We start from the raw sequence: 18,853 nt of genomic DNA on the forward strand, positions 1-18,853 counted from the left end.
CTACATCATCACTACGTCAAACTGTTCTTGACTGTAGAGCGGCTCGGCTTGGATCCGCACCGCCTTACCAATAAACACTTCCAATTCGGCCAATGCGTGTGACTCTTCACCTTGCAAGGTTTCCGCCACTGCCGGCGATGCATAAACCACAAATTGATCAGCATCGTAAGCGCGGTTGACGCGGGTAATTTCACGCAGAACCTCAAAGCACACCGTTTCCACTGTTTTAACACTGCCACGCCCTTCACAGGTTGGACAGCCAGAACAAAGCACATGCTCAATACTTTCTCGGGTTCTTTTGCGCGTCATCTCCACCAACCCAAGCTGAGTAAAGCCATTGATGTTGGTTTTCACCCGATCTTTGATCAGTGCGGCTTCTAAAGAAGTTAGTACTCGCTTACGGTGCTCATCCGACGCCATATCAATAAAGTCGATAATGATGATGCCACCTAGATTGCGCAAACGCAGTTGCCGAGCAATCGCCTGAGTCGCTTCAACATTGGTGTTAAAAATCGTCTCTTCTAAATTGCGCCGCCCAACAAACGCTCCGGTGTTGATATCAATCGTGGTCATCGCCTCAGTTTGATCAATGATCAGATAACCGCCAGATTTGAGTTCGACTTTACGTTCAAGGGAACGTTGGATCTCATTTTCGGTATCGTACATATCAAAAATCGGCTTATCGCCATGATAAAGATCGAGCTTAGCGGTCAGCTCTGGCACGTATTCCGAAGTAAACTCTTTGAGATTTTCGAACTCTTGCCGCGAATCCACCAAAATTTTGGTAATTTCGGTGCCGACAAAATCGCGTAAGATACGCTGTGCCAAGCCGAGTTCGCCATACAACATTGAACGGTTTTTGTATTTACCACGTCGTTCAATGACTTTTGACCACAAACGCTTAAGAAATACCGCATCCTGAGTCAGCTCTTTTTCGTTCGCACCTTCAGCGGCAGTACGAATAATGAATCCACCATGCTCATCACAATAGTGGGAAACAATTTTCTTTAAACGTTCACGCTCAACTTCGCTTTCAATGCGCTGCGAAACACCAACATGACTGGCTCCCGGCATAAACACTAGGTAACGAGAAGGTAGGGTAATATCGGTGGTTAAACGTGCGCCTTTAGTGCCGAGCGGATCTTTCACCACTTGGACGACGATATCTTGACCTTGGCGCACTAACTCAGAAATATCACGTACTTGAAACTGTTGCTTCTCACTTTCCGCGACACATTCGGTGTGCGGAACGATATCTGAGGCGTGTAAAAATGCCGCTTTATCCAGACCAATATCAACAAATGCCGCTTGCATACCCGGTAGTACCCGGCTGACTTTGCCTTTGTAAATATTGCCGACCAGGCCGCGTTTCGCTTCACGTTCAATATGAATTTCCTGAAGGAGTCCTCCTTCAATCATCGCCACGCGCGTTTCACTCGGGGTGATGTTTAACAGCAACTCTGCACTCATGAGCGCACCTCAATGATTAATATGATTAGAATTTGTGCAGAAGCTGGTCAGTTTCGTAGAGTGGCAATCCCACTACCGCGTGGTAATTGCCTTCAATCCTAGTAACAAATCGTCCACCCAATCCCTGGATACCGTAACTGCCAGCTTTATCGCAGGGCTCACCACTTTGCCAATAAGCTTGTATTTCTGGTTCTGACAAAGTTTTAAACCACACATTAGTGATGACCACCACCGAATGGGTGACACCATTTTGCGCTACGCTCACCGCGGTCAATACCTGGTGTTGACTGCCCGAGAGTAGCCGTAACATACGTTGCGCATCGGCGAAATCACGTGGTTTTTCGAGCACTTGGTGATCTTTAACCACTATCGTATCAGCACCGATCACCAATGCTCCCGCTTCCACCAACGCCGCACCAGCTAATGCTTTATCGCGTGATAGCCGCTCAACATACTGGGCTGGCGACTCTGCTGCGCTACGTATTTCTTCGACATCAGGCTGCACAATCTCAAACTGATAGCCTATCTGGGCTAACAATTCACGCCGCCTTGGCGAAGCCGAGGCTAGAACTAATTTTGAACTTATCATTTAACATGCCAATGGCGTCGAACCCGGCGCAGTAATAAAAACATCCACGGCCAAAGTATACAGGCGACAACACTACTCCACAGTGATAAGGGGTTGAATGTCACGTCTTGGATCATATATTCGCCACAAAAAATCAACATTTCCAAGCCGGCCGATAGTAAGCCAATCACTATCGCTTGTTGCCAAAGTGCCATATTACGCAGCACTAAAAAGTTCATCGCCACCAGATAGATGATGATCGCCATCATCATGCCACGGATCCCTAATGTTGAACCGAGCAGCAGATCCCACAGTAATCCAATCACCAAAGCACTACCCACATTAACTCGGTACGGTAGTGCCAGCACCCAGTAACAGCACACCAGTAGCAACCAAGGCGGACGAAATAGGTCTAACATTCCCGGCCATGGTATGGTTTGTAAAATCAGCGCTAATAAAAATGAGATAACGATGACCATGCGGCCTTTAATATCACTGCTGATCATGGCTCTCTTCCTCTAATAACTGCGGATCAGCCTGCATGACTTTCTGCAAACGATCTTCGTTTGGCCAGATGAGTAGCAAATAACGTAAGCGATCAAAATCCACCACTGGCTTAGCTTTGATCGAAGCAAATTCGCGGCGAGTATCTTTATCGACTTGCGAGACAATCGCTACCGGATACCCTTCTGGATAAACCCCACCCAAACCGGAGGTAACCAGCATATCACCAACTTCAATATCGGTACTGGTCGCAATATGCTCCAGTTGGATCTGATCGATTTGTCCGTTACCCGAAGCGATCACTCGAATATCATTGCGAATATTCTGCACTGGGATCGCGGTATTCGGATCGATCAGCAACAAGACTCGGCTATTATGTGCGGCGACAAACGTGACCTGACCGACAATGCCTTTTTCGTTGATGATCGGCTGACCTTCATATACCCCGTCGGCGCGACCTTTATCGATCACCACTTGATAACGATAAGGCGTGGTATCGACCGCCATCACTTCCGCCACCACTTTTTTTTCATCACGTGAAAATGATGAGCCAAGCAACTTGCGTAACCGTTGGTTCTCTTCTTTGTACTGTTCCAGCAGCAACAAATCACTTTTTAGGGTCAACACTTCTCGTTTCAAACGTTGGCTATTTTCCCGTAACAACTGATGCGAGCTGACACTATCATAAAAATCATCAAACAGTACCCGCGGTAAATCCGCGGCATACTGGATCGGTGCAACTAGACTATTGAGCAGAAAGCGCACATGAGAGAATGCACCTAAACGACTATCAGCCAGCATAAGGCTGGCTGATAGCATAACTGCAAAAAATAGCCGCAGCTGCAGAGAGGGTCCTCGACCAAAGATAGGCTTCATGCAATAACCGTCCTAGCGCTGAGCAAAGTGCCATGCAGTGGGCACGACACTATGGTTTATTCTTCGCTAAACAGATCGCCACCGTGCATGTCGATCATTTCTAAAGCTTTACCACCACCACGAGCAACGCAAGTCAGTGGATCATCGGCAATCACTACGGGAATGCCAGTTTCTTCCATCAGCAAACGATCGAGATCTTTTAGTAGCGCACCACCACCGGTCAGCACCATGCCATTTTCAGAAATGTCAGAAGCCAACTCAGGGGGACATTGCTCTAACGCCACCATCACCGCAGAGACAATCCCGGTCAGAGGTTCTTGCAGCGCTTCAAGAATTTCATTGGAGTTCAGGGTAAAGCTACGTGGTACACCTTCCGCTAGGTTACGACCACGCACTTCAATTTCTTGCACGTCATCGCCCGGATACGCAGAACCAATCTCGTGTTTGATCTTTTCTGCCGTCGCTTCACCAATCAAGCTACCGTAATTACGGCGCACATAATTAATAATCGCTTCATCAAAGCGATCACCACCGATACGAACTGATGATGAGTACACCACGCCATTCAGCGAGATCACCGCCACTTCCGTGGTACCGCCACCAATATCAATCACCATTGAACCGGTTGGCTCAGAAACACGCAGACCAGCACCAATCGCCGCGGCCATTGGCTCGTCAATTAAGTACACTTCACGCGCACCCGCACCGAGTGCCGATTCACGGATCGCACGACGCTCAACTTGAGTTGAACCACAAGGCACACACACTAAAACTCGTGGGCTTGGTTTCAACACGCTGTTGTCATGTACTTGACGAATAAAATGCTGCAGCATTTTTTCAGTGACATAGAAATCAGCAATCACACCATCTTTCATTGGTCGAATGGCTGAGATATTGCCAGGAGTTCGACCGAGCATTTGCTTGGCAGCATGCCCAACAGCAGCAACGGTTTTACCGCCTCGGCCTTTGTCTTGACGGATAGCAACGACAGAAGGTTCATCAAGAACAATCCCCTGTCCTTTAACATAAATAAGTGTATTGGCGGTGCCTAAATCGATCGATAGGTCGTTAGAAAACATGCCACGAAGTTTTTTGAACATATTCTTCGTTCGTCCTGCAAGAAATGAGAAGATAAAAATTGCACTAAATGTACCAACGCCTTGCCATCACAGCAAGGCGTTGATCCATAAACATGGAGTGAAACCCGCAATTTCTAACAGATTCCTAACTGGAGTGAGTAAAAATCACCGATTACTGACCACTCAGTCGTGTTTCACCACGGAAAATGATCTTATCGTTACCGCGATGGATCCCAAATGTCACCACTGCCGATGGATCCTCATCGCCACGCGCAAACCAGTTATACTGTAGCCAAGGTTGGGAAGTGTATTGCGTGCCGCAGTTGACTCCCTCTTCTCCCACCTGAGGAGAGCGCTTGTTATCCTCAAGGTTAGTTTGATCATTATCCAGACGCAGCCAAAAACGAATTTGTTCGCGTAACCCTTGAGTATCTTCGGTGGCATGAGGTTCTGCCACTAGCTGCTTACTCTGCCCTTGCGAAACCTTATTCCATGGTTCCGTATCGGAGCCGCTCAGTTTGGCATTTGACGGGCTACTGGGTGACGGCCACAGCGTTTGTTTACAGATGTAATTATCAAGCGTGGCGTAAACCGATCCAGAATCAGCGTGATTAGTGGTAAATCGACTGCCCTGCCAATATTCGACCCGTAATGGAATCGTAATCCGACTCACCGAGGTACCGCCCACATCATCCATCACCATCCGCCCATAGCGAATATCGGGCTGACTTGCAAAGCTTTTGCCCGTATCAATCAGCGTGCCTGATGCTTTGAGATCCAAATCTGGATCGATAAAATCTACCCAGTCCACTTTGATTTTGCTGTCAACTTTATCCAAAACACGTAGGCCAAAGCCGTTTTGGTATGGACCATCGACGACGGTGGTATAAGGCTCTTCAACCACTTGATCTTTTTTAAAGATAAAATCATTCGTAACAACGAGTCTTGCCCCTGACCATTGACCATCGCCAGAACCACCCCATAACTGCAATGCATAATCATTGATCCTAGCACCCAGCTCTTCGCCATCACTATCCACCGCTAACAATTTCACATCTGCGATCAATTCATGAGCAAATTGGCTGTAATTACGCGTAGGGTTGCCATCAGTATTCTGAGCTTCCACAACAAAGCGGTAAGGAATAGCTTGATCCATATACACGAAATCATTGTGGTCAGTAGCATAATCCCAATCGTTGCTGATAATTTTCAGCCAAGCCGGATAAAAACGGCCAATATTGCGATAGCCTTGATTCACTTTCATGCCAAGATAGGTGCCATCAATATCCGCATTAACCCGTAAAACACCCACCTCACTCCAGCTTAATCCATTAAATGGCACATTCTCCTTTCCGGCAGTATTAAGCTGTTCAAGGGTACCCTTCAGTTCACCATCATATCCTCGCTCAGGTTGAGCCACTTGATGAGTGAGTTGCACTTTGGTCTCTAACGATGCCATATCAGAAAAAAAGTTTTGTGTGATGAGAGAGTTACAATATTCTGACGTATCAATAGCATTGCCACCGGTTAGCGGATCACTCTTATCGCCGGAATTACTCACCCAGCGCAGCGGTCGAAGATGCAGATCAAATGCCGCACCGGCAGCAGCAAAACCGACACTCTCTTGATCAATGATATCGCCATTCATCTCATGACCACTCGGTGAACAAATTGCCAAGGTCCACGGGCGAGCATAAACCTCAAAGCTACCTTTTAATATCGCTTTACCCTCAATTGGGCAATCATCTACCAACTCTGAGCAATCAAAACTGTCATCTTCCAATGCCACCGTTTTGTGGCCTGAGTCTTCCATCGTCAGTTCACTATTGGCAACCCCTTGAGTAAACACGGGTGTGAAAGTCAGATCTCCCTGCGCCACATCAGATGTCGGCGCAACCCAAGCCGAACTGACTTGCGGCGTGCCACTGTAGTTAACATCCACCACGTCACCGTCATCATTGCAGGCGAGCACTTTCACCTCGACTGCTTGCGGTTTATTGGCAATCACATATTGCTCTTGGGTGGCGAATTTATAGGGTACAAAGTGATAAGTACCGGTCACTGAACCGCTACTCCCTTGCGGGTTAAGCGTGCCGCTAATGGTCAGAGTTTGACTGCCTGAGCCTTGGGCAACACGTAAATCTAGCCACAATTCACCCGCTGAGTTGGGAGTGTAGCGACCATCGCTGCCAGAGCCTTTACCGCTCACTGGGGTTAAATTGGCGTTACTAGGGGTGATATCAATGGAGCCTGCAAAGCTTCCGGTCGGTTGATTATTGCTATCGAGCACCTGAAACTGCAGCCGCTGCGGCTGACAAATTAAGCTGTAATTCACCACAGGAGTCAATTGCAGTTGGTAGTTATTCGGATTCACTTCCGCTTCTGAACAAGCGCTACCTGGATAGTATCTTATTCTACCACTGCCACCCATTTGTATCTGATCGGCAATCACCGAACCAATAATCTCTCCATTTTCTGTTATAGAAATACGTCTACGACTAAAAGCATTGACGCATATATTTGCACTACCTAATATCTCAAAATTAGCCTCAGAACCATTTTTATCATCTAGGGCAAATATTTTTATTCGCTGAATTTCTTTTTTATAGCTTCCAGACAACCTAACTCGATTAGAAACTATTGTCACATCACCTTGATATAAACTTTCATTTTGACCGCTACCATTATTGTAATTGTATATATGATATATGCCGTTAGAAAAATATACCTTACTCGCACTATCAGAAAGTGTATATTGTTTCGCTTTAAAGTTTAGACGACTACGCTTTCCATCTAAAAAAACATTAGCGCTATTGCTAATATTTAACTCCATTAAAAAAATAGTCGCATCAGCATGCACTTTTAAAATAGAGCTATTGGTTACAGTTAAACGTTCAAAGCGATTATGGCCTTTTTCTAAATAAAGTTCAGCATTAGAAAATGTGACATCTTTGACTGTTAAACTATTGGCATAAGAAGTGAGTGATATTTTATCTTGAACTAACCATGAGCTAGTGGATATTTGATTAATCTCATAATTTGAACCCTCAGGAAAAATAACCTTTATTGCATTGCCCAACTCAAGATTTTTTATCTTAAAATCACCGATTGGAAAAGTGACAATACCACTACCTCTAATAGTGATCTTATTATAACTACCAGCAACAATAGGCAGTTCAAACTCACCAATTATGGATGTAAATTCTCTGTCTATAATTGATGAATTAATCATTGTTATATTTTCAACATCATTAAAATCAACATCAAACTTAGGTATCGTATCGAAATTAATAATGTTATCTACTACATCAGTCTCACATCGGTAACCTGGAGGCTTATTTTCCACATAACCAATATGACAAAACTTTTTCCAAGCATCATTATCAGCAATACTGTTTAGTTTAATTTTAATTTGGTCATCCAAATCCTTATCTTCATCATTAAAACCATAAATCCGCGTGTCACCACCTAAGGTTAATATTCCCAGCTCCGCATTACGCCAGGTTTGCACTGGGGTATTAAAGGCTCTTTCTAGTGCTGAGAAATCATCGGCGGCATAAGTCACGGGTAACAACAAAAATAGAATTAACCCACCAATCATCCATTTCATTGACATCCTCACTCCTTCACCACCACTTGTTGTGCTCTTTCAACCTGATGCAGTCCTGAGCCACAGCGAACACGATTTTCGAGTTGAAATAGGCTTTGGTTATCCAGTTCACCTAGCGTTCGACAACTCACCGATACCGAACAGCCGGGATACTCGGCAATCAAGCGATCCATTGTCGTTTGTAGAGTTGCGTTATCGGCACAGTTCGAACTCACCGCCGATGAAGCATTGAGCGGATAAAATTGGGTTAACGCCAACTCATTTAATGAATGGGCGGCAAACCATGCCTGCGTTCCCAGCACATCGCGCGATAAAGCATCCTGATTTGACCACTCAATCCGGCTTAACGCAGCCGCCAGCAAACCCATCACCACAATCACGAAGATCGCCACAATATACAAATTGCCAGCCTGTTTTTTGATATTACGGGACATTAAGTACCTGCACATCCTGTTCAAAATCACTGCGCTCGCCATTTTGCGCAATACCAAGCGATAAATGCACCACGCCACCGCGCTGTAAGGTTGGGTCTGCGTAACTAAATTGACCAGCAACTACACTATCGGCCACTGGTATGCCATTACGAGTCATCATGTTCGTCGTCAAGTTAAGGCAATAGGCCACCACATCACGGTACAGATAGAAACGCTGACCGACCGATTGACTGGCCAGCGGCTTCGCTAAACTGATTTTGGTTGCGCTACCGCTCAGAGTGATCGTCGTATCAGAATCAAATTCGCTGTAATGGGTAGGGTTAATCATCATCTTTAACCCAGTAAAATCCAACCCAGCACTATCGCCAGTGTGGTTGCCAACCACAAATGACAGTTGCTTGCTATCCTTGGCATCTAAATGATAAAAACCGGAATAGACAATCGGATAAAAACTTAAGCACTGCTGCTGGCTGCTGCTTTGGGTAATGGCAAAGCTATTGGGTACCGCATGGCGCAGTTCACGCGTGATTTTTTCTAGCACAAATTTGGCTTGAGTTTGGATTCGCTGGCGAGCGACCGTATCGGCATAACCTCGGCTGCCCAGCTCAACAAAACCGGCGATGCCAAGCACTAAAATCGAACCGATGATGATGGTTAAGATCATTTCAATCAGGGTAAAACCGCGCGTTGGCATCAATAATTCCCTCGATAGGCCACAAAGGCATAACGACCGTAACGATCGGTATCCACCACCAGCTCAATCCGTTTCAGGTCGGTTATCTGGTGGACCGGCGCAAAGGCCTGATCGACATACGAGACATCGATCAACACGGTAAAGTGGCGATAGTTAGCGATAATCTCATCACCGAGAATATTGCTCAGCGGGTAATGCTGTGTTTGCGAGCCGCAGCGGCTCGCATCATCGGCGTACCAGCAGCCGATATAATCATCCACATCATTAAACTCGGCGGGCGAGCCCTCACCGGCATCACGACCAAGCGTTGCGGAACACAACTTAACAGTAGTGGTATTCGGTTTAGTTTCACCACAACGCCACTCGCCGCCATCAAAATCACTCTGCTGATCAAAGCCCCGTGCCAAAATCTGGCTCATCACGCTTTGACCTAAATAGGCGGCACGCATTTGATAATGTGGCGTGGCAGAGCGCTCTATCTGAGGATATAAAAAGCTCACCAACACCAGCATGGCAAAGCCCATGATCACAATCGCGACTATGCTTTCAATCAAGGTAAAGCCGTTGTGGTGTTTCATTGGCACGCCCCTTTGGCGATATAACCTTGCGCGTTAATGCATAACGCGGCCGAGCTGTCTGGTGCACGGAGAGTAATCGTCACTCCCGATGTCGGTGTCGCTGGATCTTGTGGATTGCCGAGCAAATCAAACGCTAAACTTTGATTGATTAAGCTGGGTTGGGTGGTAAAGCTGAGCTGCTCAGCACGCAGCACATCACTGCGCCGCTCGCTACTCGCACCATTGCAGCCCGCGACCGAGCCTAAACAATCACTGCGGATCGCCAAAACATAATGGCCATTGGCCAGTAGTTCACTATCGGCCAGATTGGATTGCATGCGACTGACTTGAATTTGGCGAATAATCGAGATCGCCTGCTCTTGAGCTGTCAACGCCGCAAAGCTGCCCGCGCCAATTAAGCCGCTGGCAGCATAGGCGGAAAGAACCCCGAGCAGGATTATCACCACCAGCAGTTCAATTAAGGTAAAAGCTTTATTACGAGTCATAACGCAAGGCATACTGAAATGAGCGTAAAAATAAAGCCAGCAAAGCTGACTTTATTTTTACGGCTTCAATTAGCAATCATCTGATTGAACTTCAGTTTTAGCTGCTGCACTAACGGTAGCATCACTAGCTTGAGTATATACGACGTAACATTTAGTGGACGGTATACCAGTTAACCCCGCTTCTGATTTAAATGTAGCGTAAAATGCATTACCACTGGTATCCTCAAAAAATGACCAATCACCGTCAGCGCCCAACCCCACTACCGCAGCACCAATCCCCTTTGCAGCAGCAGTTGGGTAACCAAACGCGGTTTTAATACCATCAACATCAACATCATCTGCTGCTGCCAATGTTTCTTTACCTTGGATCGCCGCTTTGCCATACACAATCCCAGCTGCGCCATCAATCGCACCTTTTAAGCCTTGCAGTGATGCCTTACGCGCATCATTTTGTAGGTTTAAGAAACGAGGTGCGGCAGTTACAGCCAAAATACCCAAAATGACAATCACCACCACCAATTCAATCAGGGTGAAACCACTGTGTTTTTTCATTGTTACGCTCTCTCTTTTTAAAGGTGAATATTTCAAGATGAATGCTTAAAGCATTACTGCAAAGTGACGGTCACTCGACCGGTTTTAATTTCATACACAAATTGATGTTGGCTGCCGCGCTCATTTTGCCGGTAAGTACAAGTCACGGCACTGGCATCGGCTAGCGCGGCATATTTATAATTAATACTGTCCGCCACTTGCGCCGAGGTTCCTACTTGCGGCGGGTTTTGCAGCAAATTCTCCATCAAATCAATACAGGCTTGATCGGTAATCGTGGTGGGGTAGCTCGAATTATCGGTATTGAGCCCAAGCGGGTAACCATCACGATAGCCGTCAGTGGCTGAACGGGTTAACCAAAATTCCACCCCATCATAGTTAATCGATGGATATTGGTTGACGGTTGGTCGTGCTTTCGCTTCCCATTGCGCACGTGCCGACAGCACCCCAGTTGCAAAACCACCGGCGACTCCTTCAATGCTGGCTTTTTTCGCTTCATCAGTGACATCGAGAAAACGAGGCAAAGCCGCGACAGCCAGTAACCCGACCACCACAATCACGATTACCAACTCCACTAATGAAAAGCCTTGCTGCATTTTCTGCATATTGTTAACTCACCTATCAACGTATGGCGTACATTATACGCACCTTTCTAAACAATAAGACCTAACAATGTAAGAAAAAACCTACATTAAAAGTTTGATGTCGACCGCAAAGTGACGACCGTTCAACTCGACCTCGATGTACTCTCGTTCACCATATTGATAGTGACATCGATAACCATCGGCTAAATCGATTCCGGTTACTCTCGGCCACTGATTGAGCAAGGTGCGCTGCGGATAGAGCAAGCTCAACACAGCTTCACAATCCACCGTTTGCTCTCGCTTGGGGAAAACCCATCCATGCTGGATAACAATTTGATCCTGTTCAATCGGCAATCTATTCGGCCGGCCTTGCAGCAGCCACTGCTGTTTATAAAGATTGGCCCGTTCAATCATCCGTAAGCGGGTAATGTCGATTGCGGTTTGTGCGGTATCGACCCACACCGCGCGCCAAGCCGCCAACAACGCCGTCAATAAAATCAGCAGCAATAGCCACCAAACCACTAAGCGAGCACGCAGAAGGCCATGCTTCATCAGCGACCTTTGATGGCATCCATCATGCCCCACATCGGTAGGAAGATGCCCAGCGCCAACACCAGCACCATGCCTGCGACCAATACCAACAGGATCGGCTCAATTCTTGCGGTCAAGGTTTTGAGGTCATAATCCACTTCGCGATCATAAAAATCGGAGACTTCCAGCAATAGCTGATCGATGCGGCCTGTCTCTTCACCCACCGTGATCATCTGGATCACTAACGGAGTAAAAATATTCGCGTTAATGGCGGTGGCTGAAATCGCAACTCCGGATTCAATCTGGCTTTTCATCTCCAAGATACGCTGTTCAAGAAACTTATTATCCATCGCCTCAGCCGACAGGGCTAACGACTGGTTGAGTGGCACGCCAGCGGAGAGCATCAGTGAAAAAGTGCGCGCAAAACGCGATAACTGAGCACGATTAACCAGCTCGCCAACAATTGGCATGCGCAGCCGCATGGAATCCCACTTAATTCGTCCCTCACGAGTATTGACCCACCCGCGAAATACCAAAAACAATCCTGCGATAACAGCTAACAACCAGCCCCAATAATTCACAAAAAAATCGGAAGTGGCGATCAAAATTCGCGTCGCAAACGGCAGCTCTGCCCCAAAACGACTAAACATACTGGTAAATTGCGGGATCACTTTCACGTTGAGGATAAACATTGCAATCACCACAAAACTAATCACAAATATCGGATAACGCAGCGCAGTTTTGATCCGCTTACGAGTCTCTACCTCTTGCTCGTAATAGTTTGCCAGTTGCAACAAAGCTTGATCTAATCGGCCGGTATTTTCACCAACCTGGATCATGGACACAAACAGCGGACTGAAGATAGCGGAGTGCAACTGCATCGATGCAGAAAGATTCCGACCATTGGTCAACTCATGGCACACCGATTCCAGCGCCTGCTTAAGCTGTTTATTATGGCAGTGCTGAGTTAAACCATGCATTGAACGCAGCAACGGCACTCCAGCCTTGGTTAAGCTGTACATTTGTCGACAAAACATCACCAATACTTCTAACGGCACCGCTGGTGTCAGCCACACTTGCCAATTGACATTCAAACCACGTTTGGCCGCTTGAGCAGTAATCGAAGTAGGGACGATGCCTTTATTCAGCAATATGTCCGCAGCCAAATCTTCACTGGCAGCTTCCAGCAATCCAGCCGCTTTACTGCCATTGGTATCACGTCCTTGGTAATAGAAAGTCGTCATGCCAGCTCCTACAGATATAGCGGTTCAATCAAGCCTGAAGAGTCACCTTCACCCAGCGACATCACTTCATCCAAGCTGACCGTACCTTGCAGCGCCAATTCCATTGCCGAGGCCAGCAGCGGTTTATAATTGGCATTGCTGCGTGCCGTATGAGAAAACGCCACCGCATCATTGGCGCGTAAGCAATCCATCATCGGCTGATCCAGTTCGAGCATTTCAAATACCCCGATCCGACCGCGATAACCGGTTAAATTACAGTTTTGGCAACCACGACCACGCATAAAGTTAGCATTGACTTGATTAGGGAAGCGGCTCACCAGCCATTGACGATGTGCCTCATCGACCTCATCTGGCCGACTGCAATCTGGGCAAATTCGGCGCACCAAACGCTGAGCAATCACTGCGCGCACCGCACTGGCAACCAAATAACCAGGCGCACCCATATCAAGTAGGCGCAGTGCACTATCGACCGCATCATTGGTGTGTAAGGTACTTAACACTAAGTGGCCAGTTAATGCGGCACGTAAACCTATTTCCACCGTTTCTTGATCGCGCATCTCGCCGACCAAAATAATATCGGGGTCTTGGCGCAGGAAAGTGCGTAATAAGCTTGAGAAATCGAGGTTAATTTTCGGGTTCACCTGCACTTGGTTAACCCGTGCAATGCGATATTCGACCGGATCTTCGGCGGTAATGATTTTTTTGCCCGCGGTGTTCAGCTCACTCAAAGCACCATATAAGGTAGTAGTTTTTCCTGACCCCGTCGGCCCGGTCACCAAAATCATTCCATGCGGTCGCTTAAGCTGTTGACGAAGACGCAGCAACAGATGTGCTGGAATGCCCGATTCTTCTAGCTTACGTACCCCAGCCGATTGATTGAGTAGGCGCATAACCACCGATTCGCCATGTTGGATCGGCATAGTGGACATCCGAATATCGACCGCTTGCCCCTTAACTCGCAGATGAAAGCGTCCATCTTGTGGCAAACGTTTCTCTGAAATATCTAAATTAGCCATCAGCTTTAAGCGCAGCACTAATGCCGAGGCAATATTGACCTCATGCAGCAAGGTTTCATGCAAAATGCCATCAATCCGCTGCCGTAAACGCAGTACATTGGCATCCGGTTCAATATGGATATCTGATGCGCCAACTTGAATCGCATCTTCAAAGAGAGAGTTGATCAGCTTGACCACCGTCACTTCATCGCTATCTGCATCGGTGATTTCAAAATCAAAGCTATCGTTAGTTTGGTGCTCAGCATGTAACTGCTCAGCAAATGACATAATCTCTTTGGTGCGCCGATAAAAACGATCAAACCCCTCAACCAACTGTTTTTCAGGAGCGATCACAAACTCAAAACGATACTCAGGCAATTGGTTGAGCAGTGCTTCTTGCGCAAACAAATCCGCCGGATCGCTCATCGCAATACGCAAAGTGTCACCTTGACGACCGATCACCAGCGCGCGTAAACGGCGCGCATGCACTTCAGGCAGTAGTGGCACCGCATCAATATCAACACTGGCTCGGCTTAAATCAATCACTGGTAAATCGAGTTGCTGCGCCAAAAAGTTCAGCAGTTGGCTTTCGGTTAAAAAACCAAGCGCAATCAAATTATCCCCCAAACGACGTCCAGTGCTTTTTTGCGCACTCAACGCTTGTTCAAGCTGCGCTTCACTGATAATCCCCTCGTCAACCAATAAGTCGCCAAGCCGTTTACGCAGTTTATTAATGGCCACTGGGCATCTCCTCGGCACGACTTAGTTGCTGCAAACGCTGATGAATAAATGTATGAGATTGGCTAGACAGGCCGACTTTATTAAGCGCTTGTTGATAGGCATACTGCGCTGCAGCCCACTGCTGGGTTCGCTCTTGCTGTATCGCTAAACCGAGCCACCAACGCCCATTATTAGGATCTTGTTCGGTCAACTGTTGGTAGCTTTGTAATGCCATGTGATTTTGTTTAGTTTTCTGCGCTAATCCAGCACGCAGGGCTAAATATTCGACCGATGGCTGAGAGGGTAAATAGGCCAACGGCACTAATGCAGCCGCCTCCTGCTTTTCTCTGCTCAGCCACTTGGCCAAGGCTAAACGCAGCATTTCACCATCAGGGTTACGTTCAATGCCCGCTTGCAGCAGATCAAACGCTTTGCGTCCATCGCCTTTGCCATAATACAACGCCGCCAATTTTTGCCGCGTGGTTTCATCATTTGGGGTATAACGCAGCGCTTGTGCATAAGCGTTAACGGCGGCTTGAAAGTCCTGATTCGCTAACGCTTTTTGCGCACGTTGCACCTGTTGTTCGGCCAATTGCTCAGCGGTCAGTGCCACTTGTTGTACGATCATTACCGGTTTGGTTACCACAGCAACTGAAGACGCCTCCACAGTAGGCGGAGGCGGTGCAGTATTCGCGGCCAATTGCACCGAGGGTTGGCTATTCTTCACCTTAGCTGGCGATGTTTGCACCACGTCGAGCGCAGGCAAGGGCTGCGATTCAACTGGTGGCAACAGCTCAGGTGGATTGACTAAACTGGAGTTGGGGACCGGCGCGTTATAAAGAGCCACCACTTGCTGAGTGGTCTTTTGCGTAGGAGAAGGCCTCGCTTGTGGCACTGGCAGATCAAGTGAAGTCGCCATCAGATCTGGAGACTGCCATGAAACTGACCAGCCACCGAGTGCCAAACTAACGCTAAAACCTGCCAGCACCCATAACCAAGCCGGGCGAGCTTTGCGTTGCTCGACCTTGATCCGCTCGATATTATCCAGACCTAACTTGCTATGCTTAACACTTTGCGCCAAGGCTTGATTGACCACACTCATGGTTGACTCCATCCCCACAAGACTGGGGTCTTAAATCTCGGTTTACAACTGTCATAGGTATCATCGATCGCCGCCAATAAATGGTGCCGCTTAACTCTTGGACTTAATTCATACCAAGCCAGTAATAAAGCTTTATGACAAATTTGATTGATCAAGCGCGGAATACCTTGTGATGCATGCCAAACTGCTTTTTTCAGCGCGACACTAAACAGAGAGCAAGGTGCTTGAGCTTTAGTTAAACGACTCTCGATATAAATGATCGTCTCGGCTTGGGTCAATGGTCGCAACTGAACATTAAACGTGATCCGCTGACGAAATTGACGCAAATGGTGCTGAGCCAAACGCGTATCTAGCTCCGGCTGTCCGATCAAAATAATCTGTAATAATTTGGCCTGCTCAGTCTCTAAATTACCAAATAGCCGCAGTGTTTCTAACGCCTCATCCGATAACGCCTGAGCTTCATCAACTAGTGCCACAATCCGTTTCCCCTGCTGGTGTAACTCAATCAAGCGGGTTTGAATTTGCTCAACCATTTGTGCGTTCGGCGACAGCTCCAACTGTAATTCGGCCGCCACCGCTTGCTGCAGCGCAATCGCATCCAGCATTGGATTAGGCAGATAAATCAGTGCCACATCAGCCCCTAAGTGTGTCAGTAACATACGACATACCATGGTTTTGCCCGTACCAACTTCTCCGGTTAACTTAGTGACCCCCTCCCCCATAGTGATCGCAGCACTGAGGACTTGAATTGCTTCAAAATGTGGGGCTAACCCCAAAAACAGCTGCGTATCAGGAGTGAGATGAAACGGAAAACGTTCAAGATTAAAGTGTTTTAAATACATAATGTTACTGGTTATCCGGGAACCATTCCTGTAACAAACTGCGTGAACGTTCTAACTCTTTTTGCCACGTGTTGACCCCAACTACCGTCGGTTTAAGCAAAATCACCAATTCGGTCTTTTGAGTTTGCTTCGAGGTATTACGAAACAGATGACCTAAGCCTGGTACATCACCGAAAAATGGTACTTTTGAAACACGATCTAGAGTGTGTGACTTCATCAAGCCACCGATCACTACCACATCACCGTCTTTCGCACGGATCACCGAGTCCGATTCACGGATCGAACTTTTGGCTAACGGCAATTCAATTTGCTGACTGTTATAGGTAATACGTTTGGTCTGCTGTTCTACTTCAATGACCGCAGGATGGACATGCAGCAACACATTGCCGCTATCATCAATTTGTGGCGTGACATCCAATGAAATACCCGAGAAAAATGGCGTCAAAGTAATATCCGGAGAAGCTTGAGCATTATCACCACTGCCCACCACGCTAGATAAGTCGGTCACGTAATATTCGTCAGTACCGACTTTGATCACCGCTTTTTGGTTATTTGCCGCGGTTACGCGTGGACTAGAAAGTACATTCAAATCACCTTGAGTACCCATAAAGCTGATCACCGCATCAAAACTACCACTAGAGACCACCACATTGGACTGCCCGCCCAGTAAAGTGCCAATAGTATCTAAACCGGGTAGCACCGAAGTGATCGGATTACCATTACTGTCTTGCGTAATCGTACCGCTGCCAATTTGGTAATTGGTGCCATTAGAAGAGAATGCTTTACTCCAGTTGATCCCCTGCTCATAACCATCACTAAGTGTGACTTCCAAAATTTTCGCTTCTAGAATCACTTGGCGCTGCATACGCTGCTGAGCGATACCTAAAAACTCGGTAACTTGACGAATTTCATCAGGATAGGCGCGCAAAGTGATCACTCCAGCCTGTGGATTCGCAATCACCGTTTGTCCGGCTTGACGCCCCAACAACTGACCAACCGCTTGCTCTAGCTGAGGCCAAAAATCACTTTCATTAGTCGTTTCAATTTCAGTGCCGCCACGCGCATCGGTTCGGCTTGAATTTGAGTTTCTTGAATAGCTATCTGAGTTACGACGGTTCGAAGAGTTAGAGTCGGAACTATTGGCGTCGGTATTGGTGATCGTTCCAGTCGTGATCGCAGTGAGTGAGCGGCCAGTACGTTTAAATTGCAGATAATCAACCGGCAGGGTCACGGTACGAAGCCCTGCCGGATAAACTTGGATCACCTTGCCTTGTTTAATCACATCAAAGCCATACAAATCACGCATGACAGCGAGCACTTCATCTAAGGTGACATCACTAAGATTGAGGGTAATTCGCCCGGTGACCGCTGGATGGATCGCGGCGCTGTATTCAGTGCCCTGAATCAAGCTGGTAAAAAAGGCTTTCGCTTCCACTTCTTTGGCTTGGATCCGAAAACGCGATAAGGTTCTCGGAGGCAAAGCGGCGATTGAATCGATATTGGGCATCAGATCCGCTTCGACTGACGCAGGTAATTGGTCAATCTGACGGCTGCTGGTTTCGTTAATAGCTTGGTTTAGTGCTTGCTTCGCTTCAATAGGATCGCGATGTCCCATCGAACATCCCATCAACGAGGTCACCACTGCAGCAAGTACGATTTTACGCATAAGACTTTCTTACCTTATTGTTTTATATCGAGAGCGAAGAGCGCTAATTGCCAAGCCTTCCCTGCTCGGGTTAGTTTGACTTGATTGGGTTGGATGGCCGCTACCCGATAACCATTCAAGACATCCCCTTGAGCTACCACCTGTTGCTCAAGAATTGCGTAGCAACTTTTTCCTTCAGTACAGACAATACTTTGCAGACTTGGTACTCGATAACGCGGTGTTAGTGCATCTCCTTTGCTCGACGTCTGCCAACCAAGTGGTGCAGTGGGATCTTGGCTGGCATAACTCTGACTCACCACGATTAACGCCAATAACATTACAT

General features: G+C 47.2%; 19 protein-coding genes. All 19 read right to left on the reverse strand.

Translation table 11 applies throughout. From position 1 onward, the window contains the following. The gene (gene rng / locus PUN32_RS12300; RefSeq protein WP_166013751.1) at nucleotides 1-1,470 is read right to left on the reverse strand and encodes a ribonuclease G; all 1,470 of its coding nucleotides are present in this window, start codon (nucleotides 1,468-1,470) and stop codon (nucleotides 1-3) included. Nucleotides 1,471-1,495: 25 nt separating this feature from the next. Continuing rightward, nucleotides 1,496-1,996, reverse strand: a complete 501-nt coding sequence (locus tag PUN32_RS12305; protein ID WP_274723510.1) for a Maf family protein — start codon at nucleotides 1,994-1,996, stop codon at nucleotides 1,496-1,498. A 59-nt stretch (nucleotides 1,997-2,055) separates the two neighbouring features. Next, complete coding sequence (mreD, locus tag PUN32_RS12310; protein ID WP_274723486.1) at nucleotides 2,056-2,544, reverse strand: rod shape-determining protein MreD; 489 nt, start codon at nucleotides 2,542-2,544, stop codon at nucleotides 2,056-2,058. Beyond that, nucleotides 2,531-3,418, reverse strand: a complete 888-nt coding sequence (gene mreC, locus PUN32_RS12315; RefSeq protein WP_274723487.1) for a rod shape-determining protein MreC — start codon at nucleotides 3,416-3,418, stop codon at nucleotides 2,531-2,533. The genes mreD and mreC overlap by 14 nt, the downstream gene beginning before the upstream one ends. A 56-nt stretch (nucleotides 3,419-3,474) precedes the next feature. Continuing rightward, nucleotides 3,475-4,518 (reverse strand): rod shape-determining protein, encoded by a 1,044-nt coding sequence (locus PUN32_RS12320; protein ID WP_000473772.1) that lies wholly within the window; start codon nucleotides 4,516-4,518, stop codon nucleotides 3,475-3,477. Between the two features lie 151 nt (nucleotides 4,519-4,669). After that, complete coding sequence (locus tag PUN32_RS12325) at nucleotides 4,670-8,107, reverse strand: DUF6701 domain-containing protein (protein WP_274723488.1); 3,438 nt, start codon at nucleotides 8,105-8,107, stop codon at nucleotides 4,670-4,672. Nucleotides 8,108-8,115: 8 nt separating this feature from the next. Further along, on the reverse strand, nucleotides 8,116-8,541 hold the full coding sequence (locus tag PUN32_RS12330; RefSeq protein WP_274723489.1) for an MSHA biogenesis protein MshP: 426 nt from the start codon (nucleotides 8,539-8,541) through the stop codon (nucleotides 8,116-8,118). Then, nucleotides 8,531-9,235 carry a PilW family protein gene (locus tag PUN32_RS12335; RefSeq protein ID WP_274723490.1) on the reverse strand — a complete coding sequence of 235 codons (705 nt, stop codon included), beginning with the start codon at nucleotides 9,233-9,235 and terminating at the stop codon, nucleotides 8,531-8,533. The genes PUN32_RS12330 and PUN32_RS12335 overlap by 11 nt, the downstream gene beginning before the upstream one ends. After that, nucleotides 9,235-9,813 (reverse strand): type IV pilus modification PilV family protein, encoded by a 579-nt coding sequence (locus PUN32_RS12340; protein ID WP_274723491.1) that lies wholly within the window; start codon nucleotides 9,811-9,813, stop codon nucleotides 9,235-9,237. The genes PUN32_RS12335 and PUN32_RS12340 overlap by 1 nt, the downstream gene beginning before the upstream one ends. Continuing rightward, entirely contained in the window at nucleotides 9,810-10,298 is a 489-nt protein-coding gene (locus PUN32_RS12345) for a prepilin-type N-terminal cleavage/methylation domain-containing protein (protein ID WP_274723492.1), read from the reverse strand. The genes PUN32_RS12340 and PUN32_RS12345 overlap by 4 nt, the downstream gene beginning before the upstream one ends. Nucleotides 10,299-10,367: 69 nt before the next feature. Continuing rightward, nucleotides 10,368-10,850, reverse strand: a complete 483-nt coding sequence (locus PUN32_RS12350) for a type II secretion system protein (RefSeq protein ID WP_274723493.1) — start codon at nucleotides 10,848-10,850, stop codon at nucleotides 10,368-10,370. Between the two features lie 53 nt (nucleotides 10,851-10,903). Next, entirely contained in the window at nucleotides 10,904-11,452 is a 549-nt protein-coding gene (locus PUN32_RS12355; protein WP_274723494.1) for a prepilin-type N-terminal cleavage/methylation domain-containing protein, read from the reverse strand. An 81-nt stretch (nucleotides 11,453-11,533) separates the two neighbouring features. Beyond that, the gene (locus tag PUN32_RS12360) at nucleotides 11,534-11,983 is read right to left on the reverse strand and encodes an MSHA biogenesis protein MshF (protein WP_274723495.1); all 450 of its coding nucleotides are present in this window, start codon (nucleotides 11,981-11,983) and stop codon (nucleotides 11,534-11,536) included. Then, a complete protein-coding gene (locus PUN32_RS12365) occupies nucleotides 11,983-13,206 on the reverse strand; it encodes a type II secretion system F family protein (RefSeq protein ID WP_274723496.1) in 1,224 nt (407 codons plus the stop codon). The genes PUN32_RS12360 and PUN32_RS12365 overlap by 1 nt, the downstream gene beginning before the upstream one ends. Before the next feature lie 8 nt (nucleotides 13,207-13,214). Continuing rightward, nucleotides 13,215-14,942, reverse strand: a complete 1,728-nt coding sequence (locus PUN32_RS12370) for a GspE/PulE family protein (protein ID WP_274723497.1) — start codon at nucleotides 14,940-14,942, stop codon at nucleotides 13,215-13,217. Beyond that, on the reverse strand, nucleotides 14,932-16,023 hold the full coding sequence (locus PUN32_RS12375) for a tetratricopeptide repeat protein (RefSeq protein WP_274723498.1): 1,092 nt from the start codon (nucleotides 16,021-16,023) through the stop codon (nucleotides 14,932-14,934). The genes PUN32_RS12370 and PUN32_RS12375 overlap by 11 nt, the downstream gene beginning before the upstream one ends. Next, complete coding sequence (locus tag PUN32_RS12380; RefSeq protein WP_274723499.1) at nucleotides 16,020-16,865, reverse strand: ExeA family protein; 846 nt, start codon at nucleotides 16,863-16,865, stop codon at nucleotides 16,020-16,022. Before PUN32_RS12380 ends, PUN32_RS12375 begins: the two co-directional genes overlap by 4 nt. A gap of 4 nt (nucleotides 16,866-16,869) precedes the next feature. Next, on the reverse strand, nucleotides 16,870-18,531 hold the full coding sequence (gene mshL, locus PUN32_RS12385; protein ID WP_274723500.1) for a pilus (MSHA type) biogenesis protein MshL: 1,662 nt from the start codon (nucleotides 18,529-18,531) through the stop codon (nucleotides 16,870-16,872). Nucleotides 18,532-18,545: 14 nt separating this feature from the next. Then, a complete protein-coding gene (locus PUN32_RS12390) occupies nucleotides 18,546-18,848 on the reverse strand; it encodes an MSHA biogenesis protein MshK (RefSeq protein WP_274723511.1) in 303 nt (100 codons plus the stop codon). Between the last annotated feature and the right edge of the window lie 5 nt (nucleotides 18,849-18,853).

This window comes from Vibrio chanodichtyis (assembly GCF_028863985.1).
Taxonomy (GTDB): Bacteria; Pseudomonadota; Gammaproteobacteria; order Enterobacterales; family Vibrionaceae; genus Vibrio; species Vibrio chanodichtyis.